Origin of the sequence: Mycobacterium sp. Root135 (genome assembly GCF_001426545.1) — a bacterium.
Classification (GTDB): domain Bacteria; phylum Actinomycetota; class Actinomycetes; order Mycobacteriales; family Mycobacteriaceae; genus Mycobacterium.
On the sequence record NZ_LMEZ01000001.1, the window covers coordinates 1063521 to 1088329 of the forward strand.

Below are 24809 nucleotides of genomic sequence, written 5' to 3' on the forward strand. Positions count from 1 at the left end.
CGTCAGGCCGCGCCCGGCACCAGCCAGCGACCCGAGAATGCGCGCCACCCCACGAAGACCAGACGCAGCAGCATGAAGGTGGTCAAGCCCGACCAGATGCCGACCAAACCCCATCCGTAGATCAGCGACAGCCAGATCAACGGCAGGAAGCCGACGAGCGCACTGGCCAGGGTCGCGTTCCTCATGAACCTGGCGTCACCCGCGCCGAGCAACACCCCGTCGAGCGCGAACACCACCCCGGCGATCGGCAACTGCGCCACCAGGAACCACCACGGCACCCCGATGGCGTCCAGCACCGAGTCGTCGGAGGTGAACAGCCGGGGCAAGGCCGACGACCCCACCGCGAACACAGCGGCCAGCGCCGCCGCGGCGACCGTCGAGAAGATCGTCACCCGCCACGCGACCGACTTGGCATGCGCCAGCAGACCGGCCCCGAGCGCCGCCCCGACCAAGGACTGCGCCGCGATCGCCAGCGAATCCAGCACCAGCGCAAGGAAACTCCACAGCTGCAGGACCACCTGATGGGCGGCGACGGCCGCGGCGCCGAACCGGGCCGCCACCGCGGCGGCCGAGACGAAGCACGCCTGGAACGCCAACGTGCGCACCACCAGGTCGCGTCCCATCACCACCTGCGCCCGCAGCACCGCGAGGTCGAACCGCAGCGGTACCCCTTCGGCCAACAGCGCCCGGCAGAACAACAGCCCGGCCAGCCATTGGCCGGCCACGTTGGCCACCGCCGAACCGCTCAACCCCAGCCGGGGCATCCCCAGCCATCCGTACACCAACGTCGGGCACAGCACCGCGGACAGCGCGAAGCCCGCGACCACGTACCGCAGTGGCCGCGCGGTGTCCTGCACGCCGCGCATCCATCCGTTGCCTGCGAGGGAGATCAGGATCGCGGGCGCCCCGAAGATGGCGATCCGAACCCACGGCAACGCCATGTCGGCGATCTCGCCGCCGTCGGCGATCACCGCGAGGATCGGGACCGCGGCCGCCTGAACCACCGCGATGACGACCGTGCCGAGCGCCACCGCCAGCCAGGTGGCCTGCACTCCCTCACCGACGGCCGACTCGCGGTCACCGGCCCCGAAGAAGCGGGCGGCCCGCGCCGTCGTGCCGTAGGACAGGAACGTCAGCTGGGAGGACAGCAGGGACAGGATCAACCCGCCGATGGCCAGACCCGCCAGGGCGACCGCGCCGAGACGGCCCACCACGGCCAGGTCGAACAGAAGATAGAGAGGCTCCGCGGCGAGCACCCCGAGCGCGGGCAACGCCAAACCGGCGATGCGGCGCCCGGTGACCGGTTCAGCCAATGCGCCCGCTGAGGGCCTCAGCCAAGGGCATCGGTCAGCGCCTTCACCACGGACTCCACCGGACCGGTCGCGGAGTACCCGGCGGCGAGCCGGTGACCACCGCCGCCGAAACCACTCGCGATCGCAGCCAGGTCGACTTCGGACTTGGCGCGCATGGACACCGTCCACTTCTGTGGCTCGATCTCCTTGAACACCGCAGCGACCTCGGCTTGGGACGTCGTGCGCACGATGTCGACGACGCTCTCGACTTCCTCGAGCCCGGCCGCACGCCATTCCCGGTGTCCGACAACGGCATACACCAGGCCGCGACCGGCCGCGGCCTCGGGAATCAGCTGCGCCGATCCCAGTACCCGCGACAGCATCGGGAGCCAGGAGAACGGATGGGTGTCCAGCAGGCGACGACTGATCGAAGCATTGTCGACCCCAAGTTCCAGGAGCCGGGCGGCCAGCTCGTGCGCCCGCGCGCTCGCCCACCGAAACGATCCGGTGTCGGTCGTGAGACCGGCGTACAGACAATGGGCGACCCGCTCGTCGAGCGGCTTGCCCCACACGTCCAGAAGCTCGGCGACCAGCATGGTCGTCGAGTCGGCGGACGGGTCGACGTAGTTGGCCGTGCCGAACAGTTCGTTGGAGGCGTGGTGGTCGATCACCAACACCTCGCGGCCGGATTCGGCGAGCGCGCACAACCCACCGAGCCGATTCACGCTCGGAACGTCGACCGTGACCACGAGGTCGCTGTCGTCGCGCATCTCGCCGGGGTCGACGAGCAGATGCCCACCGGGCAGCGACTGCAGCGACTCGGGAAGGTTCGACGGCGTGGCGAAGCCGACCTCGACCCGCTTGCCCGACCGCTCCAGCACCAGCGCCAAGGCCAGACCGGCACCGATGGTGTCGGCGTCCGGGAAGACGTGGCACACCACGCTGACCGAATCCGCCGCGTCGAGCAGCTCTGCAGCTCCTCGCCCATCGACGCGCAACGATGACCGAGTTAGCTCAGTCTTCGGGTCGATCGTGGTCATAGGTGTCCTCAGGGTCGAGCACGTCGGTGTTGTCCTCGGGTCCCCCGCCTGCTTCCTCCGCCCCCGTCACACGGTACGGGTCCGGGTCGCCAGCCGGAGTGGCACCCTGCCGAATCCGCGCCACGTCGGCGTCCGCCTGCCGCGCACGCGCCAGCAGGTCCTCCATGTCGCGTGCCACGTCGGGCAGCTTGTCGAGGACGAACGTCAACGTCGGCGTGAATCGGACACCCGTGCCGGCCCCGACCTTGGAGCGCAGCACGCCCTTGGCACGTTCCAATGCCAGTGCCGCACCCTCGTAGTCCGGTTCGTCGGCGAGGGTGTCGCCGCGAACCGTGTAGAACACCGTCGCATCGTGGAGGTCGCCCGTGACCTTCGTGTCCGTGATGGTCACGAAGGCCAGGGGCGGATCCTTGATCTCGAACTCGATCACCGAGGCGACGATGGTGGCGATGCGCTTGGACAGCTTGCGCGCCCGGCCCTCGTCAACCACAGTTCTCCTCGCGCAAGCGCTCGTCGGCCATCTACGTGCGCGCCTTCTCGACGAGCTCGTACGCCTCGATGACGTCGCCTTCCTTGATGTCGTTGTACGTCACGGTCAGACCACACTCGTAACCGTCACGCACCTCGGTGACGTCGTCCTTCTCCCGCTTGAGCGAGGAGATGGTGACCGTCTCGGCCACCACGACGTTGTCGCGGATGAGGCGTGCCTTCGCGTTGCGGCGAATGAGGCCCGAGGTGACGAGGCAGCCGGCGATGTTGCCGACCTTCGACGACCGGAAGATCGCCCGGATCTCGGCGCGGCCGAGCTCCTTCTCCTCGTAGACCGGCTTGAGCATGCCCTTGAGCGCTGCCTGGATCTCGTCGATCGCCTGGTAGATCACCGAGTAGTACCGGATGTCGACGCCCTCGCGGTTGGCCAGCTCGGTGGCCTTGCCCTCCGCACGAACGTTGAAGCCGATGATGATCGCGTTCGACGCCGACGCCAGGTTGACGTTGGTCTCGGTGACGCCACCGACACCGCGGTCGATGACGCGCAGTTCGACTTCGTCGCCGATCTCGATGCCCAGCAAGGCCTCCTCCAGCGCCTCGACGGTGCCGGAGTTGTCGCCCTTCAGGATCAGGTTCAGCTGGCTGGTCTCCCGCAACGCTGCGTCGAGATCGTCGAGGCTGATGCGCTTGCGAGAGCGCGCGGCCAGCGCGTTGCGCTTGCGCGCACTGCGTCGATCGGCGATCTGACGAGCGATCCGGTCCTCGTCGACGACGAGCAGGTTGTCACCGGCGCCCGGCACCGACGTGAAACCGATGACCTGGACGGGCCGCGACGGGGTCGCCTCGATGACGTCCTCGCCGTGCTCGTCCACCATGCGCCGGACGCGGCCGTAGGCGTCGCCTGCGACGATCGAGTCGCCGACCCGCAGCGTGCCGCGCGCAATGAGCACGGTTGCCACGGGACCACGGCCCCGGTCGAGGTGCGCTTCGATCGCGACGCCCTGGGCCTCCATGTCGGGGTTCGCCCGCAGGTCCAGCGAGGCATCCGCCGTCAACAGCACCGCTTCCAGCAGCGCGTCGATGTTGGTGCCCTGCTTGGCCGAGATGTCGACGAACATGGTGTCGCCGCCGTACTCCTCCGCCACCAGGTTGTACTCGGTCAGCTGCGCCCGGATCTTGGCCGGGTCGGCGCCTTCCTTGTCGATCTTGTTGACCGCCACCACGATCGGCACGTCGGCCGCTTGCGCGTGGTTGATGGCTTCCACCGTCTGCGGCATGACGCCGTCGTCGGCGGCGACCACCAGGATGGCGATGTCGGTGGCCTTCGCACCACGGGCACGCATGGCGGTGAACGCCTCGTGGCCCGGCGTGTCGATGAAGGTGACCAGTCGCTCGTTGCCGTCCAGTTCGGTGAGGACCTGGTAGGCACCGATGTGCTGGGTGATTCCGCCGGCCTCGCCCTCGCGGACGGTGGCGTTGCGGATCGTGTCCAGCAGTCGCGTCTTGCCGTGGTCGACGTGACCCATGACGGTCACGACCGGCGGACGGAACTCGAGATCGTCCTCGTCGCCATCGTCCTCGCCATAGGTGAGGTCGAACGACGACAGCAGCTCGCGGTCCTCGTCCTCCGGGGACACGACCTGCACGACGTAGTTCATCTCGCCGCCGAGCAGCTCGAGGGTCTCGTCGCCTACCGACTGCGTAGCGGTGACCATTTCACCGAGGTTGAACAGCGCTTGGACCAGTGCGGCCGGGTTGGCGTTGATCTTGTCGGCGAAGTCCACCAGCGACGCGCCACGGGCCAACCGGATGGTCTCGCCGTTGCCGTGCGGCAACCGCACGCCGCCGACGACCGGCGCCTGCATGTTTTCGTATTCGGCGCGTTTTGCCCGCTTCGACTTACGGCCACGGCGAACCGCGCCACCGGGACGACCGAATGCACCGGCCGCGCCACCGCGCTGACCGGGACGGCCACCGCCGCCGCCACCGCCACCTGGGCGACCACGGAAACCACCGGCGGGTGCCCCACCGGGGGCACCGGCGCCACCGGCGCCGCCACCGCGGTAGTTACCGCCGCCACCTGCACCGGGAGGACCACCGGGACGACCGCCGCCAGCGCCGGGACCACGAGCACCCGGGCCGGGGCGAGGTCCGCCGGGACGACCGGCCGCACCTGGCCGTGCGCCGGGCGGGCGGGGAGGCATGTTGCCGGGGGTCGCACCCGGACGGGGTCCGCCACCTGGGCGCGGGGGGCCACCCGGACGAGGCGGGCCGGCTGCACCCTGGGGCGGGCGCGGCGCTGGCCGTTCGACGGGCACCTGGGTGGAGAACGGGTTGTTGCCGACGCGGGGTGCGCGGCCTGCGGGCTTGGGGGCCGGACCCGGCCGCGGACCCGGGGTGGGGCCTGCGGGGGTTGCAGGTGCGGTGGGCGCTTCCGGGGCGGCGGCTGCAGCGGGAGCTGCGGCCTCGGCCTGCGGCTGGGCCTGCGGTGCGACGACCTCGGGCACGACGACCGGGGGCGCCGGTGGTGCCGGCGGCGGCTCGGGTGCGGCCTGCGGTTTCGGCGCGGCGGGCCGTGGCCCTCCGGGCTTGGGTGCCGAGCTGGTGGAGCCACCGTTGGCCGACGCGTCGGCGGCGGGTGCCTTGGGTGCGGCGGGGGCCGCCTTGGGGGCGGCGGGCTTGGAGCCGCCACCCAATGCCTCACGGAGCCGTCGCGCGACGGGCGCTTCGACGGTCGAGGATGCTGATTTGACGAATTCGCCTTGCTCGCTCAGCCGGGCGAGAACTTCCTTGCTGGTGACACCGAGCTCTTTAGCCAACTCGTGCACGCGGGCCTTGCCTGCCACTACATCTCCTGTCTAGGAGGCGACAGCAGTGGGCCGCGCCTCGGGTTTAGCTATGACGCATGGTCATCGGAACTTCACGGTGTGCTCATGTTCTTGACTACCTGTTCTGTTGCCGGGCGGACCGAGTCTTCGTTTCTGGTGAAGAACTCGACCACCGCGGAGGTGTTCGGCGAACCGGTGATGCGCAACGCTCGAGCGAATGCTCGCCGCTTGATTGCCACCTGCAGACACTGCTCGTCGGAGTGCAGCCATGCACCCCGCCCAGGCAGATTACCCGCTGCGTCGACGGTGACGGCGGATTCACCGTCTCCATCGTCAACAGCGGCCACTCGAAGCAAATCGGCGGCCAGCTCACGCTTTCGGCATCCCACACACGTTCGCACTGGTCCTTCGGGACTTTTGTGCTGCCGCGCGCGGTGGGCCGAACTCTCGCGCTGGATCACGGTTCAGTCTACCGTCACGATCACCGCAGAAAGAAACGCGTGCCAACTACCCCTCGCGAGAGGCGCCGTGGGGCGCCTCTTTCTCGGGGGCGGGTGCGGGTGCTGGTTCCGCGTCACTGCGGATGTCGATGCGCCATCCGGTCAGTCGGGCGGCCAACCGGGCGTTCTGACCTTCCTTGCCGATCGCCAGCGACAGTTGGAAGTCGGGGACGACGACGCGGGCGGCTCTTGCGGCTTCGTCGATCACCGACACCGACACGACCTTGGCCGGTGACAGTGCGTTGGCGACGTATCGCGCCGGGTCCTCGTCGAAGTCGATGATGTCGATCTTCTCGCCGGACAACTCGCTCATCACGTTGCGCACCCGCTGCCCCATGGGCCCGATGCAGGCGCCCTTGGCGTTGAGGCCGGCGACCCGCGACCTGACCGCGATCTTGGACCGGTGGCCCGCCTCGCGGGCGACCGCGGCGATCTCCACGGAGTTGTCCGCGATCTCGGGCACTTCCAGCGAGAACAGCTTCCGCACCAGGTTCGGGTGGGTGCGCGACAGCTCGATCTTCGGTTCCCGCGCACCGCGAGTCACGCCGATGACGTAGCAGCGCACCCGATCGCCGTGCGTGTAGGACTCCCCCGGCACCTGTTCGGCGGGCCTGATGACTCCCTCGGAACCCTTCGCCTCGGTTCCGAGGCGCACGACGACGTTGCCGCGGGTGTTCTCCCTGGCGTCACGCTGCACCACGCCGCCGACGATGTCGCCTTCGCGCGCCGAGAACTCGCCGAACATCCGTTCGTTCTCGGCGTCGCGGAACCGCTGCAGCATCACCTGGCGCGCGGTGGTGGCCGCGACCCGGCCGAATCCCTCAGGGGTGTCGTCCCATTCGCTGACCAGGTTGCCGTCGTCGTCGGTCTCCCTCGCCATCACCTTGACGATGCCGCTCTTGCGGTCGATGTCGATGCGCGCGGCGGCTTCGTGCCCCTGGGTGTGCCGGTAGGCGGTCAGCAGCGCGGACTTGATGGTCTCGAGCAGTTCGTCGACCGGAATCCCCCGGTCCACTTCGATGGCATGCAGCGCACCCATGTCGATGTTCACTCTTCAACCTCCTCAACAGACACCCCGGCCAGCTCGAGCTCGAGCGGGTTCGGTGGTGAGAATTCCACCTGGACAACGGCATTGGCGACGTCGTCGATGGAAAGTTCGCGAATCTTGGGTTTGGCGCCACGGTTGGCGACGACGAGTCGCAGGACACCGTCACCCGGTTCCCCCAACCGCCCGACCACCTGAGAGCCGTCGGTCAACGTCACCTCGACCTTGCGCCCGTGGGCACGGCGAAAGTGTCGCTCGGTGGTCAACGGTCGGTCCACTCCGCGCGACGTGACTTCCAGCACGTAGGTGGCTTCGTCAGGTGTGATCTGGTCGAGCAGTTCGGAGGCCAACCGTGACAGCTCGCCGAGGGCGTCCAGGTTCAGTCCACCGTCACCATCGGCGATCACCACGATGCGTGGGGGGCGGGCGGCGGCCTCGACGACGACGTCGTCGACGTCGTATCCGGCGCGGCCGAACGCGCCTTCGAGCAGCTCGGTCACCTGCTCCGGGGACGGCAACCGCGCAGACCGTAGCGGATTCTCCGATGCCACGGTGAGCTCCTCGTCTTGAGTTGTATGGACGCGATCCCGCCAAGCGTTGCGCGGAACCGAGTGTCAAGGATACGCCAGCCGAGGGGCCACTCTTGGCAAACGTTCGGCGAGACGACCGCGGTCGAGCCCAGACGAGCCCGCGCGAGCGGGATGGCAGGATGTCGATGTGCCGAGCACCCTTCCCACCGTCAGCAGGCGGCGCGTGCTCGTCGGCGCCACGGCGTTGGCCCTGCTGGGGGGCACCGTGGCTACGGCCTGCGGATCGACCCCGCCCGTCAAGGACGTCGACGCCCTGATCGGTGCGCTGGAGCGAGCCCGCGACGACGGTCAGCTGGCGGGCAACGCCGCGGCAGCGGCTACACCCACGATCGCGGCGGCACTGTCGGCCGTTGCCGACCAGCGGGCTGCCCACGCTCGGGCCCTCACCGACGAGATCACCAGAATCTCCGGTGAGGCACCCACCACGTCGGCGTCGACCACTGCATCGTCGACGTCCACCACTCCGACGACGTCGGGTCCGCCCCCCAAGCCACCCACCGCCGCGGACGTGGTCGCCGCACTCAAGCAGTCCGCCGACGGCGCCAGCCTTTTGGCGACGCAGCAGTCGGGGTACCGGGCCGGACTGCTCGGCTCGATCGCCGCGGCGTGCACGGCCGCGGCCACGGTCGCCCTCGCCACGTCCGGGGTGACGTCATGACCTCCCCAGACCCCGCGCCGTCCCCGTCCCGCCCGTCGGACGCCGCCGACGCCGCACTGTTCGACGCGGTCACCGTCGAACACGGAGTCATCTACGGCTACGGCCTGGTGTCGGCGCATTCGACGCCTGACTCCAATCAGCTGGTGTCCAATTCCCTTGCGGGACACCGCGAACTGCGCGAAGAGGGGATTCACCGGCTCGCCGAGCGCAAGGTGACGCCCCCGATCCCGGCGCTCGGCTACCAGCTGCCGTTCGTCGTCGACGACCCCACGGGCGCGGCGAAGCTCGCCGTCCGGATGGAGGAGGACTCCGCGGTGGCGTGGCGCGCAGTGCTCGAGCAGGCCACCGCCGGCGACGACCGCGAACTGGCCGTCACCGCGCTGACCCGCGCCGCGGTGTCGGCCGCCAGGTGGCGAGCGGTTCTCGGCGTCGAGCCGACCACCGTCGCCTTCCCCGGCGGCAACGACTGACTAACCGGCCAACTTGCCGGCGATGGTCGCAGCCGCACCGTCGACGGCGATCTCCTCTACCTCGCCGCTGAACCGGTTTCGCAGCTCGACGACACCGTTGGCCCAGCCGCGTCCGACCACGACGAGCCACGGCACGCCGAGTAGTTCGGCGTCCTTGAACTTGACCCCCGGCGACATCTTGCGGTCGTCGAGAAGGGGTTCCAGCCCGAGCAGGTCGAGTTGCTGCGCGAGTTCCGTTGCCCCGGTGCGGGCGTCGTCGTCCTTGTTGGCGATGACGACGTGCACGTCGAAGGGCGACACCGACGAGGGCCAGCGCAAGCCGATGTCGTCGTGGCTCTGCTCGGCGATGACGGCGACCATTCGTGACACGCCGATGCCGTAGGAACCCATCGTCAGCCGCAACGGCTTGCCGTTCTCGCCGAGCACGTCGACGGTGAAGGCGTCGGCGTACTTGCGGCCGAGCTGGAAGATGTGGCCGATCTCGATACCGCGTGCCGAGACCAGCGGGCCCGCACCGTCCGGCGACGGATCGCCGTCACGCACCTCGGCGGCCTCGATGGTGCCGTCGGGCACGAAGTCCCGTCCCGCCACCAGGCCGACGACGTGCTTTCCGTCCTCGTCGGCTCCGGTGATCCAAGCGGTTCCGTCCACCACCCGCGGGTCGACCAGGAAGCGAACACCGTTGGCCAACAACGCCTTCGGACCGATGTACCCCTTGACCAGGAACGGGTACTTGGGAAAGTCCTCGGCTGGCAGCATGACGTACTCGGCCGGGTCGAGGGCCGCACCCAGTCTCTTGTCGTCGACCTCGCGGTCACCGGGCACGCCGATCGCCAACAGCTCCCACTCGCCGCCCGGCTGGCGCACCTTCAGCAACACGTTCTTGAGTGTGTCGGCGGCCACCACGGTGCGACCCGCGAACTCGGGCAGGTTGGCTCCGTTGGCCCAGTCGACCAGCGTCGCGATGGTCGGGGTGTTCTCCGTGTCGTGGACGACCGGCTCGGGCAGCCCATTGACGGGCAGCGACTCGGGCCGCTGGGTGATCACGGCCTCCACGTTGGCCGCGTACCCGGATTCCAGGCAGCGGACGTAGGTGTCCTCCCCGACCTCGCTCTCGGCGAGGAACTCCTCCGACGCGCTGCCGCCCATCGCGCCCGACACCGCCGATACGACGACGTACTTGACGCCCAGCCGCGCGAAGATTCGCTGGTAGGCCTCGCGGTGGGCGTGGTAGGCGGCCTTGAGGCCGTCGTCGTCGACGTCGAACGAGTAGGAGTCCTTCATCACGAACTCGCGCCCGCGCAGGATCCCGGCCCTCGGCCGCGCCTCGTCCCGGTACTTGGTCTGGATTTGGTAGAGCCGCAGCGGGAAGTCCTTGTAGGAGGAGTACTCCCCCTTCACGGTGAGGGCGAAGATCTCCTCGTGGGTGGGCCCGAGCAGGTAGTCGTTGCCGCGGCGGTCCTTGAGGCGGAAGAGGCCCGCGCCGTACTCGGTCCACCGATTCGTGGTCTCGTACGGTGCGCGCGGGAGCAGGGCCGGTAGCAGGATCTCTTGTCCGCCAATGGCATTCATCTCCTCGCGGATGACCTGCTCGATCTTCCGGAACACGCGCAGCCCGAGGGGCAGCCAGCTGTACAACCCCGGTCCGATCGGCCGGATGTAACCGGCTCTGATGAGCAGCTTGTGGCTGGGCACCTCGGCGTCGGCGGGGTCGTCGCGCAGCGTGCGTAGGAACAGTTCGGACATGCGGGTGATCACAGCCGACAACCTTATCTACCCGCGCGGCTAGTCCCGACCCTGCCACGTGCATATGCACACCTCGTTGCCCTCGGCGTCGGCCAGCACCCAGAACGCGGGGGCGGCGGCGTCGGACTTCAACGTGCCGCCCGCCGCCAGCGCCGCGTCGACGCGGGGCCGGGCCAGTTCGGGCGGAACGTCGACGTCGAGGTGGATTCGGTTGCGTTGGGGACGGGGTGCGTCCATCTGCTGGAACCAAATGGTGGGTCCGCGGCGGAGCGGGTCCTGGAGGCCACCGTCGGGCAGATCCGGCGGGCCTGGCTCGTCGACGTAGCCGGTCACCGCCTGCCAGAACGGCCTGATCAGGGCGATGTCGAGAGCGTCGACCGCGATCTCGAAGGTCTGCGGCGCCACGTCGTCGTCGCCCGGCTGCGCGCGCAGCCCGCGGTCGGAAAGCGCCTCGGTCACGCGCGCGACCAGCTCGAGGTCGGGCTCGGTCACCGAGCCGGCGTCGATGGTGTGCATCCGCAGGACGACCCGGTCGGCGTGGAGGTCGACGGTGAGGTGCCCGTCGACACCGTCGGTCGAGATCGCCACCGCGGCGGCCTCGGCTGCGGCGGCCAAGGTGGGCACCCGCACGTGGGTCACGGCGACGCCGAGGATGAGCCGCCAGCCCAGCGGGTCGACCACGTCGGAGATGCGTTGGCGGGTGAGCGGCTCGGTCATGGGGCCACGCTAACGCGACCCCCCGACAGCCCGCCCGCTACAGCTCGCCCGCCTCCACGGCTTCCTTCGTGTGCTGGGCACGGGCGATGTCGCGGGCGGAGAAGCCGATCCAGAACGCGGCGACGCCGACCAGGATCGAGATGCCCGCCACCCACAGCAGGGAGTAGGTGTAGCCGGCTCCGAGCGCGTCGAGTTGGGTGGGCGTCATGTTCTTGACGGGGCCGGTGGTGCCCCCGAGGTACAGCGTCCGGGAGGTTTGCACCGCCATGATGGCGACCAGCACCAGCGGTCCGCCGAGGTTCTGCACCATCAGCGTGATCGCCGACACGGGACCGATCTCGCGCGGCCCGACCCCCGCGACCGCGCACAGCGGCAGGATTACCGAGATGATGCCGATGCCGAAGCCGCCGAGAACAATCGGGATGAACAGGTTCGGGAAGTACGGGATGCTGCGGTCCAACGTGGAGCCGTAGAGCATGGCCGCGAGTACGTAGATTCCGCCGCCGATGATCAGCCAGCGCGGCGCGATCCTGGGCGCCAGCTTGGTGGCCAATACGTTGCCGACGCCGACCGCGACGGCGAACGGCAGGAAGCACACGCCGGCCCGCAGCGCGGAGTAGCCGAGCACGTCCTGCGCGAGCAGGCCGACCATCACCGTGACGGTGAGCAGCACGCCGCCGCCGAGGAACCACGCGGTGAACGTCATCACCCGATTGCGGTCGTTGAAGACCGAGAACGGCACCAGCGGATTCTCGGCGGTGCGCTCGGCGAAGAGGAAGGACACGAAGAAGACGATCGACGCGACGGCCGCGCCGATCACCCACGGGTCCACCCAGCCGCGCGGTGGTCCCTGGGTGAACACCAACACCGCCGACGTACAGCCCAGCGTGGCCAGCAGGGCGCCGGTGATGTCCAGCTTGAGCCGCTCGTGATGCGTCTCGCCGATCCGCAGCCACGCGATGACGATGATGACGATGCCGATCGGGACGTTCATCAGGAACGCCAGCCGCCACGAGATGACCGTCAGCAGCCCGCCGAGCACCAGCCCCATCACCGACCCGATGGCCTGCATGCCCGCCGAGACGGCCATGGCCTGGTTGCGCGCGTGTCCGACGGCGTAGGTCGTGGCGATGAGCGCAAGGCCGGTCGGCGCCGCGACGGCCGCTCCGATGCCCTGCAGGGCGCGCGCGGCGATGAGCGTGAACTCGTCGCCCGCCAGGCCGCAGATCAGCGAGGCGATGGTGAAGACCCCGACGCCGGAGAGGAAGGCGCGCTTCTGCCCGATCGCGTCGCCCACCCGACCGCCGAGCAGCAGCAACCCGCCGAACGCCAGCACGTAGGCGGTGATCACCCAACTCTTGCCAGCGTCGGACAGGTCGAGATCGGCCTGCATGCGTGGCAAGGCGACGATGACGATCGTGCCGTCGAGGGTCGACATGAGCTGCATGCCCGTGATGGCGACGATCGCGATTCCGAGCACCGACGACGACAAGGGCGCGGTCGAATTCTCCGTCGAACCTGAGGTACCACCCGCGGCAGACATTGCCGACACCCTACCCAGAGGGGCCGATCGTGAAACCGATGTCGGCGGTGGCCGCGTTGGCGCGCTGTGCGGTCAGTTCGTCGAGGCGGCCGCGCAACGCGTCGGTCACCAACTGCCAGGCGTCGGATCCCAGCACCAGCCGGCGCGGCGGATCGGCCGAGTCGCCCGCCCGGATCATGGCCGCCACCGTCTTCTCCTGGCTGTCGACCATGTCGTCGATCGTCGGCGCCGGCGTATCCGCCGGGCCACCTCGGTACGGCGCGCTTACCGGTATCCGCGTCGCGGCGTCGAAGAAGCCGGTGCGGACGACGCCCGGCTCGACCAGCGTGGTCCGGATGCCGAACGGCTCCACCTCCTGGGCCAGCGCCTCGTAGAAGCCCTCGATGCCCCACTTGGTGACGTGATAGAGCGAGAAGGCGGGAAAGGCGATGATCGCGCCCATGCTCGACATCTGCATCAACAGGCCGCCGCCCTGGGAGCGCAGGTGCGGTACGGCCGCCTTGGCGAGGTGGATCGATCCGGTGAGGTTGGTGGCGATCATCGAGTCGATCTGCGCGTCGGTGAGGTCTTCGGCGACGCCGAACACTCCGTAGCCCGCGTTGGCGACCACGACGTCGACCCGGGCGTGGGACGCGAATACCTCGTCGGTGACGGCGCGGACGGCGGCGGGGTCGGTCACGTCGAGCGCCCGCACCCAGAACGCGTCGCCGTAGCGGTCGGCGAGGTCGGCGACGTGGTCGGTGTCGCGGACCGTCGCGGCGACGTGATCCCCACGGGCCAGCAGTTGTTCGGCCAGTTCGCGTCCCATGCCGCGTGATGCTCCGACGATGAACCAGGTCTTGGGCATGTGTCTTTCTCCTCTTTGTCGCGTTGCGCTGTCGGTCGTGTCAACCATCGAAGCGCCGTCGGCAATCCATAACGTGCATGACGGTTTCCGATGGCTGCCATACGGCTCACGCATGGCTAGGCTGACGCCATGGACGACATGACCCTGGCGCGGCTGCGCGTGGTCCGTGAGGTGGCGACGCTCGGGTCGTTCACCGCGGCCGCCCGGTCACTGGGCTATTCGCAGCCCGCCATCTCGCGCCAGGTCGCCGCGATGGAGGCCGCCGCCGGCGTGCCGTTGTTCGTGCGAAACGCGCGCGGCGTCAGTCCCAGTGCCGCCGGGGCGGCGGTCGTCGCCCGCGCCGGCCGCATCCTGGCCGACGTCGACGCGCTGCGGCGCGATCTCGACGGGCTGGGCGACCGGCTCGCGGGTCGCGTGCGATTGGGCGTGTTCCCGGCGGCCGCCGCGGTTCTCGCGCCGCGCGCCATCGCCCGACTGGCAGGCGAACACCCCGGCCTGGAGGTGCGACTGACCGAGGCGTCGACCCCGGCACTGCTTCGCGAGGTGCGCGCCGGACGGGTGACGGTCGCCGTCATCGGGTCGGGAACGGGCCTCGAGGACTACGACCTCACCGGGTTGGCAGTCCGCCAGGTGTTCGCGGGTGACCTCTGCGTCGCGGTTCCCGTTGGGCATCGGCTCGGCTCGGCGGCGACGGTGCCGGTCCGCGCGCTGGAGGGCGCACCCTGGGTGGTCGGCGACGGGCACGCCGGTGACCCGCAGTTCGGGGCCTGGCCGACGCTGACCGATCCGGTGGTCGCGCTGCGGACCAAGGGCTGGCAGGCCCGGCTGGGGATGGTGGCCGCCGGGCTCGGCATCTGCCTGCTACCCGAGCTGGCCGCTCCGTCGGTGCCCGAAGGCGTGACGACCGTCCGCGTCGAGGACCCGAGCTGGCTGGGCCGCGTCACCCTCGCGGTCACGAGGCCCGAACCGGGTGACGCCGCGCGTGCTGCGGTGGCGGCGTTGGTCGTCGCCGGTGACGGCATCCGCCCCGAACCGGCGCGGTCGGCCTAGATCTCGCCGGCGTCGATCGCTTCCTTGACTTCCTGAGCCTGGGCGACCTGCTGCGCGGTGTAGCCGATGAAGAGCGCCACGACGCCGACGATGATGGCCACGGCGGCGACCCACAGCAGACCGTAGGTATAGCCCTGGTCGAGGGCGTGCATCTGGGCGTCGTTCATGTTCTTGACGGGTCCGGTGGTGCCACCGAGGTACAGCGTCCGCGACGTGATGACCGCCTGGATGACGGCCAGCACCACGGGGCCGCCGAGGCTTTGCAGCATCAGCGCGATGGCCGAGACCGGACCGATCTCGTCGATCGCGACGCCGGCGATGGCCGACACCGTGAGCGGCACGACGATCATGCCGATGCCGAAGCCGCCGACCGTGATCGGGATGACGAGGTTCGGGAAGTACGGGATGTCGCCGTTGAGCGTTGACCCGTAGAGCATGGCCGCGAGGACGAAGACGCCACCGATGATCACCAGGACGCGCGGCGGCAGGATCGACACCAGGTAGGACGACAGGCCAAGGCCGATGCCGAGTGCGATGACGAACGGGATGAAGCCGATGCCGGCGCGAAGGGCGCTGTAGCCCATGATGTCCTGCACGTACAGGCCGATCAGCACGGTCAGCGTGAACATGATGCCGCCGCCGAGGAATACCGCGGCGAACGTGGCGACCCGGTTGCGGTCGCGGAAGAGACTGAATGGGACGACGGGGTTGACCGCGGTGCGCTCGACGAAGAGGAAGGCGCCGAACAGGACGAACGCCGCCAGACACGAACCCAGCGTCAGCGGCGCGGACCACCCCTTCTCCGGGCCCATCGAGAAACCGAACACCGCCGCGGTGCACGCCAGCGTCGCCAGGATGGCGCCCGTGGCGTCGAGCTTCATCCGTTCGCGGTGCGTTTCGCTCAAGGTTCGGCGGGCCAGGTAGATCATCAGCAGACCGACCGGGACGTTCACCAGGAATGCCCAGCGCCAGGAGAATTCGGTCAGCGCGCCGCCGACGACGAGCCCCATCACCGAGCCGACGCCGGTCATGGCGGCGAACACCGCCGTTGCGGTGTTGCGGGCCGGGCCCTTCGGGAACGTGGTCGCGATCAGGGCAAGGCCGGTGGGCGACGCGATGGCTGCGCCGACGCCTTGGGCGAGTCTGGCGATGACCAGGGTGGTCTCGTCCCACGCCACGCCGCAGAGGATGGAGGCGATGGTGAACAGCGCGACACCGACGATGAAGGTGCGTTTGCGGCCGATGGTGTCGCCGAGTCGCCCGCCGAGCAGCATCAAGCCACCGAAGGTCAGCACGTAGGCGGTGATGACCCAGCTACGCCCGGCGTCGGACAGGTTCAGCTCGTCCTGGATCTTGGGGAGCGCGACGATCGCGACGGTGCTGTCCATCGTGGCCAGCAGCTGCATGCCACCGATGGCGATGACCGCGGCGATGAAACGGCGCGACGGGAGCCATTCGGGATACCAGCTGCTCTTGACGATCTGCGTCGGCGTGATCGGTATGGGCAGAGCTCGTTCGGCATCTCCCGCATCACGCTCGGCGGCGGCGCGGGCTGCGTCGTTGGGAGCCGTCATATCGGGTTACCTTACAGTAATCTTAAGAACCCTTTAAGTGGCGAAGCCCGCGACAGCCCCGATCACGATGATTGCGGGAGGTCGAATACCGTCCGCGCGGATGTGTTCCGGCGCGTCGGCCAGCGTGGTGCGCAGGGTTCGCTGGGCGGCCGTGGTGCCGTGCTGAACCACCAGAACCGGCGTCTCCGCTGGTCGGCCGCCTTCCAGCAGAACCTTCGCGAAGAGTTCGATCCGCTCGACGGCCATCAGCAGCACGATTGTGCCGGACAGCGCGGCCAGCGCATCCCAATTCACTAACGATTCGGGGTGCCCCGGCGCAAGGTGGCCGCTGACCACCACGAACTCGTGGGTGACCCCGCGGTGGGTGACGGGAACGCCCGCCGCCGCAGGGACCGCTATGGCACTTGTCACACCGGGCACCACGGTGACCGGAATGCCGGCCTCGACACAGGCCAGCAGCTCCTCGTGACCGCGCGCGAAGACGTACGGATCGCCGCCCTTGAGCCGCACGACGAACTTGCCCGCCTTGGCGCGGTCGATCAGGACGGCGTTGATCGCGTCCTGGGCCATGTAGCGGCCGTAGGGAATCTTCGCGGCGTCGATGACCTCGACGTGCGGCGCCAATTCGGCGATCAGTTCCTGGGGTGCCAGGCGGTCGGCGACCACGACGTCGGCCTGGGCGAGCATCCTGCGCCCGCGCACCGTGATGAGTTCGGGGTCGCCGGGTCCACCGCCGACGAGGGCGACGCCGGCGTATTGCGTGCCGGGCGAGCCGACCTCGGCGGAGGACGCGATCACACCCGTCTGCAAGGCCTCGTGGATGGCGGACCGGATGGCCGCGGAGCGGCGGTGTTCGCCGCTGGCCAGGACACCGACGCTCAGGCCGTCGTATTCGAACGACGCCGGCGTCACCGCGGTGCCGTCGCGGGCGACGTCGGCCCGGACGCAGAAGATGCGGAGCCGTTCGGCCTCGGCGACGATCGCCGCGTTCACCGCGGGGTCGTCGGTCGCGGCGAGTGCGTACCAGGCACCCTCGAGGTCACCGGGTTGGAAGTCGCGCAGCACGAGGGTGATTCCGTCGAACGCCTCGACCGCGGGCGTCGCCGCACGGGCGATGACGTGCACGTCGGCGCCGTTGGCCAGCAGCAGCGGGATCCGCCGTTGCGCGACGCTTCCGCCACCGACGACGACGACCCGCTTGCCGTTCAGGCGCAGGCCGACGAGGTAGGCGTTCTCAGTCAATTCCTCGCTCCTCGCGTGCGCACCACCCGGCGAGCTTAGAGGTTGCGGCCACTTCCGCTGATACGCGACTCCGCCGCAGCGACGAACCGGGTGGCCGCCAGCGGGTGCGCCGCCGCATGTGCGTGGAGGTAGGCGGCGTGGACCCCGCCGGTGACTGCGCCGTCTGTGACCGAGGCGCCCGTGCCGTCGCGGAAACCCCAGGCGGGTTCGTATTGTCCGGCGAACGTGACGGCGGTGCGGTGGAATTCGTGTCCGACCACCCGGGCGCCGGCCAGATGCACGGACGAGTCCCCTAGTGCGACCGCGTCGCGGTAGCCCAGGGTTAGTCGCTCGGTGAACCGGGCGCTGCCGGGCACCACGCCACACATCGGGTGCCCGTCGAGGTCGTCGACCAGGTAGGTCAGGCCTGCGCATTCCGCGTGGATCGGCGCACCGCGGCTCGCGAGGTCCCTGATCTGCCGCCGGACCACCTCGTTGTCGGAGAGCTCCGCGGTGAACTGTTCGGGGAAGCCGCCGGGGATCACCAGCGCGTCGGTGTCGTGCGGCAGCGGATCGGTCAAGGGGTCGAACGCGACGACGTCCGCGCCTGCGGCGGCGAGCAACTCGGCGTGCTCGGGGTAGCCGAAGGTGAACGCGCGCCCCGCGGCCAGCGCCACGGTGACGCGACCGGCGCAGGGTTCGGCGATCGTCGGCGTCCACGGCTCGGCGGCGACGTGGGACCGGGCAACGGCGGCCACCGCGGCGAGGTCGACGTGCTTGGCCACCAGGGTGGTCATCGCCTCGACGGCGGCGACGGCGTGCCTGCCGTGTTCGGTGGCGGTCACCAGGCCGAGATGCCGTGACGGCACGGCCAATGCGTCGGCCCGCGGGATGGCCCCGAACACCGGAACCCCGGCCTGCTCGCAGCCCTGTCGCAGAACCGCCTCGTGCCGGGGCGAGCCGACCCGGTTGAGGATGACGCCGGCGAGGTGGACCGAGCTGTCGAACGTCGAGAACCCGTGTACCACCGCACCGATGCTGTGACTCTGCCCGCGCGCGTCGACCAGCAGGATCACCGGCGCGCCGAGCAGACCGGCGACCTGGGCGGTCGACCCGCGGGCGAGCCCGGTGGCGTTGGGGTCGATGCGGCCGTCGAACAGCCCCATCACGCCCTCCACCACCGCGAGGTCGGCGTCGTCGCTGCCGTGGCGGAAGAGCGGGCCGATCAGGTCCTCGCCGACCAGGACGGGATCGAGGTTGCGCCCCGGCCGACCGGAGGCGAGTGCGTGGTAGCCGGGGTCGATGAAGTCGGGACCGACCTTGAACGGTGCGACGGTGCGGCCTGCCCTGCGGAACGCGCCCATCAGCCCGGTTGCCACGGTGGTCTTGCCGCTGCCCGAGGACGGTGCGGCGATGACGACGGCCGGTGTGCTCACCACTCGATACCGCGCTGACCCTTGCGCCCGGCGTCCATGGGGTGCTTGACCTTCGTCATCTCGGTCACCAGGTCGGCGGCGTCCAGCAGTCGCTGCGGGGCGTCGCGGCCGGTGATGACGACGTGTTGCCTGCCGGGCCGGTTGACGAGGACCTCGACCACTTCATCGGTGTCGACCCACCCCCACTTCAGTGGGTAGGTGAACTCGTCGAGCACGTAGAAGTCGTGGCGCTCGTCGGCCAAGCGGCGCGCAATCTCGGCCCAGCCGTCGGCCGCCGCGGTGGCGTGGTCCACCTCCGACCCGGGCTTCCTGGACCACGACCATCCCGAGCCCATCTTGTGCCACTCCACCGGGCCGCCGGCGCCGTGCTCCTCGTGCAGGCGGCCGAGTTCACGAAATGCGGACTCCTCGCCCACCTTCCACTTCGCGCTCTTGACGAACTGGAAGACGCCGATGTCGAAGCCCTGGTTCCACGCGCGCAGCGCCATCCCGAACGCCGCGGTGGACTTGCCCTTGCCGGGGCCGGTGTGGACGGCCAACAACGGGGCGTTGCGACGAACCCTCGTCGTCAGACCGTCGGCCGGGACGGCGACTGGTTGACCCTGTGGCATGGAACATCTCCTCCGTGACGAATCAGGCGGCGCGATCGCCGGAATGCGATCGGACCAACCGGGTCAGACCGTCCGCGCGCAGCTCGGCAAGCCGAACCGTGGGCGCTTCAAGCTGGGCGGCCAGCACTTGGGCCAAATCCAAACGGACATAGGAGGTTTCGCAGTCGACCACCACGGCCGCCGCGCCCTCCGCCAGCAGCATCGCCGCCGCGGTGCGGGCTCGTCCGAGCGGGTCGGGTCCGCCGGTCGCCCTGCCGTCGGTCAGGACCACCACCAGACTGCGGCGCGCGCGGTCGCGCGCCTTCTCCCTGACCACCACGTCCTTGGCCGCGAGCAACCCCTGGGCCAGTGGCGTCTTGCCGCCGGTGTCGAAGCGGGCCAAACGCCTGCCCGCGATGTGGACCGACGTGGTCGGCGGAAGCAACACCTGCGCCTCGGCGCCGCGGAAGGTGATGACGGCGACCTTGTCGCGGCGCTGATAGGCGTCGCGAAGCAGCGACATGGTCGCGCCGCCGACGGCCGAAAGCCGGTCCCGCGCCGCCATCGACCCCGACGCGTCGACGAGGAAGATCACCAGGTTGCCTTCCCTGCCCTCGCGGATCGAACGGCGCAGATCGGCGGGGCCAAGCCGTGGCCGGCCCGGTCGGGTTTGACGTTCGGCGGCGGCCAGCAGGGTGCCGAAGACGTGCAGCCCGTGACCGGCCTGTGGATCGTCGGTCGCGGCGATCGGTGTGCCGGTGCGGTTGCGGGCGCGGGATCGACGGCCGGGAGCACCCTCGCCGACTCCGGGCACCACCAGTGCCTTCGCCCGGAACGTGGCCGCGGGCGCGTCGTTGGGTCGGGGCGTGGAGGACGGCGAATTGCGCTGCTTCGCAGAGCCACTCGACGCCTCGGCTTCGGAGGACTCCGGCGCCTCTCCCCCGCCGCCACCCGGCGGGTCGGGCTCGGGCTCGGGCTCGTGGTCCGCTCCGGACTGGGGGTCCGGCGCGGGCTCGTCGGCGGCCTCGCCGGCCTGGCTCATCGCCTCGTCGAGCCGGTCTTGATCCAGCCCCGGGTCGTCGAACGGGTCGCGGCGGCGGCGGTGCGGCAGCGCGAGTTCGGCGGCGACGCGGACGTCCTGCTCCTCGACGCGCGACACGATTTCCCCCGTCGCTTCGCTCGCCCAGGCCCCACGCCACGCGGCATGCGCCACCGCAGTCCGCGCCACCACCAGGTCAGCGCGCATCCCGTCCACGTCGAACGACGCGCACAGCGCTGCGATGCGACGTAACTCGTTGTCCGGCAACACGATCGAGGACACCATCGCCCGGGCAAGGGCGATGCGACGGGCCAGGTCGACGTCGCCGTCAGCGTATCGGGCGGCGAAACCGTCGGGATCGGCTTCGAAGTCCATGCGACGACGGATCACCTCGACCCTGGTGTCCACGTCGCGGGACGCGCGGACGTCGACGGTCAGGCCAAATCGGTCCAGCAGCTGAGGCCGCAGCTCACCCTCTTCTGGGTTCATGGTGCCGACGAGCATGAACTTCGCCTCGTGGCTGTGCGAGACGCCGTCACGCTCGACGTGCACCCGGCCCATCGCCGCGGCGTCGAGCAGCACGTCGACCAGATGGTCGTGCAACAGGTTGACCTCGTCGACGTACAGCACGCCGCCGTGCGCCCGCGCCAGCAGGCCGGGCGAGAACGCGTGCTCGCCGTCGCGGAGCACGCGCTGAAGGTCCAGCGATCCGACGACCCTGTCCTCCGTGGCGCCGATCGGCAGCTCGACGAGACGAGCTCCCTCGTCGACGTCGGCGAGCACGGATGCCAACGCCCGCACCGCAGTCGACTTGGCCGTCCCCTTCTCCCCGCGGATCAGCACGCCGCCGATCTCGGGCCGCACCGCGCACAGAATGAGCGCCAGCCTTAGCTGGTCCTGGCCGACGAGTGCGGAGAAGGGATATGGCGTCGGAAGTGAAGTCGTCATCGCCTCTCAGCTTGCCCCATGAAGACCGCTGCGCCGCAACATGGGGAGGTGCGGAATCCCGTCGTCGAGGTACTCGTCGCCGTCGGGGACGAAGCCGTGCTTGGCGTACATGTCCACGAGGTAGGTCTGGGCGTCGATGCGGCAGGGGTCGTCGCCGACCTCGGCGAGTGCGGCCTGCATGAGCCGGCTGGTGTGGCCGTGGCCTCGATCGCTTCGCCTGGTACACACCCGACCGATCCGAAAGACCTTCTCCCCGCCGGGATGTTCCTCCATCAACCGCAGGGTGGAGACCACCTTGCCGTCGGCACCCTCGAGCCAGAAGTGTCGCGTCTCGGCAAGCAGGTCGCGTCCGTCCAGCTCGGGATACGGCGTGGCCTGCTCGACGACGAACACCTCGACCCGAAGCTTCAGCAGTTCGTAGAGCGTCGCGGCGTCCAGGTCCTTCGCCCAGCTACGGCGCGGCGAGATGGTCACGGCGCCACCGTCATACGGGAACCGCGGGCACGTCCGTGGCCTTGTGGTCGAGCTTGAGCACCTTGGTGCCCCAGTCCCAGACTTCGCCAAAGAGCTTGGGCTCGCCGGACAACTGGGTGCCGAACGACGGCACCATTTCCTTGATCTTGGGCTGCCACGACGGGAACCGGTCGGGGAAGCAGCGTTCCAGGACGTCGAACATCGCCGGAACGGCCGTCGACGCGCCAGGCGACGCACCGAGCAGCCCGGCGATGCTGCCGTCGGCCGCCGAGAGCACCGTGGTACCGAACTCCAGCACGCCACCGGCGCCCTTCTTCCGGATCACCTGGACGCGCTGTCCCGCGATGTCGAGCTCCCAATCGGAATCGATTGCACCGGGCGCGAATTCACGAAGCGCGTCGACGCGGTCGGCTTCGCTGAGCGCCAGCTGACCCACCAGGTACTTGACCAGGCTCATCTCGGTGAGGCCGACGCCGAGCATCGAGCCGAGGTTGTTGGGCTTGACCGAGAAGGGCAGATCGGTGACCTTGCCCTGCTTGAGGAACTTGGGCGACCACCCGGCGAACGGGCCGAACAACAGGTACGACCGGCCGTTGATGATGCGGGTGTCCAAGTGCGGCACGGACATCGGCGGAGCGCCCAGCGGCGGGGCTCCGTAGACCTTGGCCTGGTGCTGGGCGGCTAACTCGTGGTTCCCGGTACGCAGCCACTGGCCGCCGACCGGGAAGCCGCCGAAGCCCTTGGCCTCCTCGATACCCGACTTCTGCAGCAGCGGGAGGGCGCCGCCACCGGCGCCGACGAACACGAACTTGGCGTTGATCTTGCGCTTTTGGTGGGTGCGCCGGTTGGTGACCTTGAGCGTCCAGCTGCCGTCGGATTCCTTGGCGAGGTCACGCACCTCGTGGCCGAACAGGGTAGTCATGCCGCCTTCGACGGCGTAGCCGATGAGCTGCCGCGTCAGGGAACCGAAGTTGACGTCGGTGCCGTCCTGGGTCCAGTTCAGCGCGACGGGCTCGGAGAAGTCCCGCTTGGCGGCCATCAGGGGCAGGCGACGCGCGAACTCGTCGCGGGAGTCGATGTACTCCATCGTCGCGAACAGCGGGTTGGCCACCAGCGTCTCGCGGCGGCGCTTGAGGTACTCGAGATGCTTGGCGCCGTGCACGAAGCTGACGTGCGGGATGGGGTTGAGGAAGCTGCGGACGTCCGGGATGACGCCGTTCTCCACCGCGTGGGCCCAGAACTGGCGCGACACCTGGAATTGCTCGTTGACGGTGACGGCCTTGGCGATCTCGACCGTGCCGTCGGCGCGCTGCGGGGTGTAGTTCAACTCACACAACGCGGAGTGCCCCGTACCGGCGTTGTTCCACGGATCGCTGCTCTCGGCGGCGGCACCGTCGAGCCGCTCCACGAGCGTGATGGACCACTCGGGCTCCATGAGCTTGAGCAGAGTGGCGAGCGTGGCACTCATGATGCCCGCCCCCACCAGCACGACGTCGGTCTTGGCTACCTCAGACACGTGATCCTGGACCCTTCGTGGTCGCGAACTCCGCTCGTCACGGCTTTCAATTTCTTCAGGTTATCCCCTGCACGTCGGGCGCATTCCGTCGGCCGACACCCCTGCCGCCCCGCCGTGGCAGGTCGACCGCCGCCTAGAGTTGACGTCGTGACACCGAGGGAACCCGGCGAGGAGCCCGTGTGGGAGCCCGACGTACTTCCCGGGTACTGGCAGCAAACCCTGTCGCTCGGCCCCGATCCGGACGGCGAGGGTCAGTTGTTCGCGACCCTGGTCCGGCGCGGCGAGGCCGGCGGCGGCCCGCATGCGGTGTTGGCTCTGCACGGGTACACCGACTACTTCTTCAACACCGAACTGGCCGACCACTTCGGAGATCGCGGTTTCCGGTTCTACGCGTTGGATCTGCACAAGTGCGGCCGTTCGCGCCGGGAGGGGCAGACGCCGCACTTCACCACCGACCTGGCCCGCTACGACGGTGAACTGGATCGCGCGCTGGAGCTGATCGCTCGCGACACCGTCGACTCCCCCGCCGAACCGCCTCGGGTCTGCGTCTACGGGCACTCGGCCGGCGGGCTGATCGCCACCCTGTGGCTGGACCGGCTCCGGCAGCGCGGGCAGGCGGCGCACATCGGCGGGCTGGTGCTCAACAGCCCGTTCTTCGACCTGCACGGGCCGGCGATCCTGCGCACCGCTCCGACGTCGGCGGCGCTGATCGCGCTGGCCCGGCTCCGCAAGCGGCAGGTGATCCGCAAGCCGACCCCCGGCGGCTACGGCACCACGCTGCATCGCGACTACGCAGGCGAATTCGACTACGACCTCGACCTGAAGCCGCTCGGCGGGTTCCCCGTCACGTTCGGCTGGATCAACGCGATCCGGCGTGGTCAGGCCAAGCTGCACCGCGGCCTCGACGTCGGAGTGCCCAATCTGCTGCTGCGGTCGGACCATTCCGTCGCCGAAGCCCCCCATCCGGAGGCGATCCAGCGCGGGGATGCCGTCCTCGACGTTGCACAGATCGCGCGCTGGGCGGGCTGTGTCGGGAACCGTCAGACCGTCGCGCCGATCACCGACGCCAAACACGACGTCTTCCTGTCGCTGGCCGAGCCGCGCGCGGCCGCGTACCAAGAGCTGGCGCGTTGGCTCGACGACTACCTGGGCTCCGATTCTCGGAGCACGACAACGAATCTCGGACGGGACTAGGC

Annotated in this window: 22 protein-coding genes; 4 read left to right on the forward strand and 18 right to left on the reverse strand. The window is 69.5% G+C overall.

The window, feature by feature from the left end:
- Positions 1-2: 2 nt before the first annotated feature.
- The 7 genes from ASD37_RS05220 to rimP form a co-directional block, all read right to left on the reverse strand.
- On the reverse strand, positions 3-1313 hold the full coding sequence (locus ASD37_RS05220) for an MATE family efflux transporter (protein WP_056548749.1): 1311 nt from the start codon (positions 1311-1313) through the stop codon (positions 3-5).
- A 17-nt stretch (positions 1314-1330) separates the two neighbouring features.
- Entirely contained in the window at positions 1331-2332 is a 1002-nt protein-coding gene (locus ASD37_RS05225; RefSeq protein WP_056548751.1) for a bifunctional oligoribonuclease/PAP phosphatase NrnA, read from the reverse strand.
- Positions 2307-2822, reverse strand: a complete 516-nt coding sequence (gene rbfA / locus ASD37_RS05230; RefSeq protein ID WP_056548753.1) for a 30S ribosome-binding factor RbfA — start codon at positions 2820-2822, stop codon at positions 2307-2309. The genes ASD37_RS05225 and rbfA overlap by 26 nt, the downstream gene beginning before the upstream one ends.
- A gap of 31 nt (positions 2823-2853) precedes the next feature.
- On the reverse strand, positions 2854-5667 hold the full coding sequence (gene infB / locus ASD37_RS05235) for a translation initiation factor IF-2 (protein ID WP_082569940.1): 2814 nt from the start codon (positions 5665-5667) through the stop codon (positions 2854-2856).
- 74 nt (positions 5668-5741) lie between these two features.
- On the reverse strand, positions 5742-5996 hold the full coding sequence (locus ASD37_RS05240; RefSeq protein WP_370072313.1) for a YlxR family protein: 255 nt from the start codon (positions 5994-5996) through the stop codon (positions 5742-5744).
- A 160-nt stretch (positions 5997-6156) separates the two neighbouring features.
- Complete coding sequence (nusA, locus tag ASD37_RS05245) at positions 6157-7200, reverse strand: transcription termination factor NusA (RefSeq protein ID WP_056548758.1); 1044 nt, start codon at positions 7198-7200, stop codon at positions 6157-6159.
- Positions 7197-7745 carry a ribosome maturation factor RimP gene (rimP, locus tag ASD37_RS05250; protein ID WP_056548760.1) on the reverse strand — a complete coding sequence of 183 codons (549 nt, stop codon included), beginning with the start codon at positions 7743-7745 and terminating at the stop codon, positions 7197-7199. Before rimP ends, nusA begins: the two co-directional genes overlap by 4 nt.
- Before the next feature lie 166 nt (positions 7746-7911).
- Between rimP and ASD37_RS05255 the strand changes: the two genes are divergently transcribed.
- Together ASD37_RS05255 and ASD37_RS05260 are read left to right on the forward strand one after the other, a co-directional pair.
- A complete protein-coding gene (locus ASD37_RS05255; protein ID WP_056548762.1) occupies positions 7912-8442 on the forward strand; it encodes a hypothetical protein in 531 nt (176 codons plus the stop codon).
- Positions 8439-8912, forward strand: coding sequence for a ferritin-like domain-containing protein (locus ASD37_RS05260; protein ID WP_056548764.1), 474 nt, complete (start codon positions 8439-8441; stop codon positions 8910-8912). Before ASD37_RS05255 ends, ASD37_RS05260 begins: the two co-directional genes overlap by 4 nt.
- Here the strand turns inward: ASD37_RS05260 and ASD37_RS05265 are convergent, their stop codons facing one another.
- Genes ASD37_RS05265 through ASD37_RS05280 form a run of 4 tightly spaced genes read right to left on the reverse strand, consistent with a single transcriptional unit; the run spans position 8913 to position 13765 of the window.
- Entirely contained in the window at positions 8913-10670 is a 1758-nt protein-coding gene (locus tag ASD37_RS05265; RefSeq protein ID WP_056548766.1) for a proline--tRNA ligase, read from the reverse strand. It lies immediately after the preceding gene.
- A gap of 27 nt (positions 10671-10697) precedes the next feature.
- Entirely contained in the window at positions 10698-11375 is a 678-nt protein-coding gene (locus ASD37_RS05270) for a VOC family protein (protein ID WP_056548767.1), read from the reverse strand.
- A gap of 37 nt (positions 11376-11412) precedes the next feature.
- Positions 11413-12918 (reverse strand): MFS transporter, encoded by a 1506-nt coding sequence (locus tag ASD37_RS05275; protein ID WP_056549888.1) that lies wholly within the window; start codon positions 12916-12918, stop codon positions 11413-11415.
- Positions 12919-12928: 10 nt separating this feature from the next.
- A complete protein-coding gene (locus tag ASD37_RS05280) occupies positions 12929-13765 on the reverse strand; it encodes an SDR family oxidoreductase (RefSeq protein ID WP_056548769.1) in 837 nt (278 codons plus the stop codon).
- A gap of 129 nt (positions 13766-13894) precedes the next feature.
- Between ASD37_RS05280 and ASD37_RS05285 the strand changes: the two genes are divergently transcribed.
- Complete coding sequence (locus ASD37_RS05285) at positions 13895-14815, forward strand: LysR family transcriptional regulator (protein ID WP_056548772.1); 921 nt, start codon at positions 13895-13897, stop codon at positions 14813-14815.
- Here ASD37_RS05285 and ASD37_RS05290 read toward each other — a convergent pair.
- From ASD37_RS05290 to mqo, 7 genes are read right to left on the reverse strand one after another with little or no spacing between them, the layout of a single operon-like run.
- Positions 14812-16389: an MFS transporter gene (locus tag ASD37_RS05290; protein ID WP_056548774.1), complete on the reverse strand. Its 1578-nt coding sequence runs from the start codon at positions 16387-16389 to the stop codon at positions 14812-14814. The two genes, ASD37_RS05285 and ASD37_RS05290, sit on opposite strands and share 4 nt — an antisense overlap.
- Before the next feature lie 33 nt (positions 16390-16422).
- The gene (cobA, locus tag ASD37_RS05295; RefSeq protein WP_056548776.1) at positions 16423-17631 is read right to left on the reverse strand and encodes a uroporphyrinogen-III C-methyltransferase; all 1209 of its coding nucleotides are present in this window, start codon (positions 17629-17631) and stop codon (positions 16423-16425) included.
- 35 nt (positions 17632-17666) lie between these two features.
- Positions 17667-19046 (reverse strand): cobyrinate a,c-diamide synthase, encoded by a 1380-nt coding sequence (locus ASD37_RS05300; RefSeq protein WP_056548778.1) that lies wholly within the window; start codon positions 19044-19046, stop codon positions 17667-17669.
- On the reverse strand, positions 19043-19657 hold the full coding sequence (cobO, locus tag ASD37_RS05305; RefSeq protein ID WP_056548780.1) for a cob(I)yrinic acid a,c-diamide adenosyltransferase: 615 nt from the start codon (positions 19655-19657) through the stop codon (positions 19043-19045). The genes ASD37_RS05300 and cobO overlap by 4 nt, the downstream gene beginning before the upstream one ends.
- A 22-nt stretch (positions 19658-19679) precedes the next feature.
- On the reverse strand, positions 19680-21623 hold the full coding sequence (locus ASD37_RS05310; protein WP_056548782.1) for a magnesium chelatase subunit D family protein: 1944 nt from the start codon (positions 21621-21623) through the stop codon (positions 19680-19682).
- Between the two features lie 6 nt (positions 21624-21629).
- Complete coding sequence (locus tag ASD37_RS05315; protein WP_056548785.1) at positions 21630-22097, reverse strand: GNAT family N-acetyltransferase; 468 nt, start codon at positions 22095-22097, stop codon at positions 21630-21632.
- Between the two features lie 10 nt (positions 22098-22107).
- The gene (gene mqo, locus ASD37_RS05320; protein ID WP_056548787.1) at positions 22108-23613 is read right to left on the reverse strand and encodes a malate dehydrogenase (quinone); all 1506 of its coding nucleotides are present in this window, start codon (positions 23611-23613) and stop codon (positions 22108-22110) included.
- Between the two features lie 147 nt (positions 23614-23760).
- On the opposite strand from mqo, the gene ASD37_RS05325 reads away from it, so the two are divergent.
- A complete protein-coding gene (locus ASD37_RS05325; protein ID WP_056548789.1) occupies positions 23761-24807 on the forward strand; it encodes an alpha/beta hydrolase in 1047 nt (348 codons plus the stop codon).
- Positions 24808-24809: the final 2 nt, after the last annotated feature.

Excerpts from the sequence above, each read along its gene's own strand:
- ASD37_RS05225 (WP_056548751.1), bottom strand. The coding sequence starts at position 2,332 with ATGACCACGATCGACCCGAAGACTGAGCTAACTCGGTCATCGTTGCGC.
- ASD37_RS05260 (WP_056548764.1), top strand. The coding sequence starts at position 8,439 with ATGACCTCCCCAGACCCCGCGCCGTCCCCGTCCCGCCCGTCGGACGCC.
- ASD37_RS05270 (WP_056548767.1), bottom strand. The coding sequence starts at position 11,375 with ATGACCGAGCCGCTCACCCGCCAACGCATCTCCGACGTGGTCGACCCG.
- ASD37_RS05275 (WP_056549888.1), bottom strand. The coding sequence starts at position 12,918 with ATGTCTGCCGCGGGTGGTACCTCAGGTTCGACGGAGAATTCGACCGCG.
- ASD37_RS05280 (WP_056548769.1), bottom strand. The coding sequence starts at position 13,765 with ATGCCCAAGACCTGGTTCATCGTCGGAGCATCACGCGGCATGGGACGC.
- ASD37_RS05285 (WP_056548772.1), top strand. The coding sequence starts at position 13,895 with ATGGACGACATGACCCTGGCGCGGCTGCGCGTGGTCCGTGAGGTGGCG.
- ASD37_RS05290 (WP_056548774.1), bottom strand. The coding sequence starts at position 16,389 with ATGACGGCTCCCAACGACGCAGCCCGCGCCGCCGCCGAGCGTGATGCG.
- cobO (WP_056548780.1), bottom strand. The coding sequence starts at position 19,657 with ATGCCACAGGGTCAACCAGTCGCCGTCCCGGCCGACGGTCTGACGACG.
- ASD37_RS05310 (WP_056548782.1), bottom strand. The coding sequence starts at position 21,623 with ATGACGACTTCACTTCCGACGCCATATCCCTTCTCCGCACTCGTCGGC.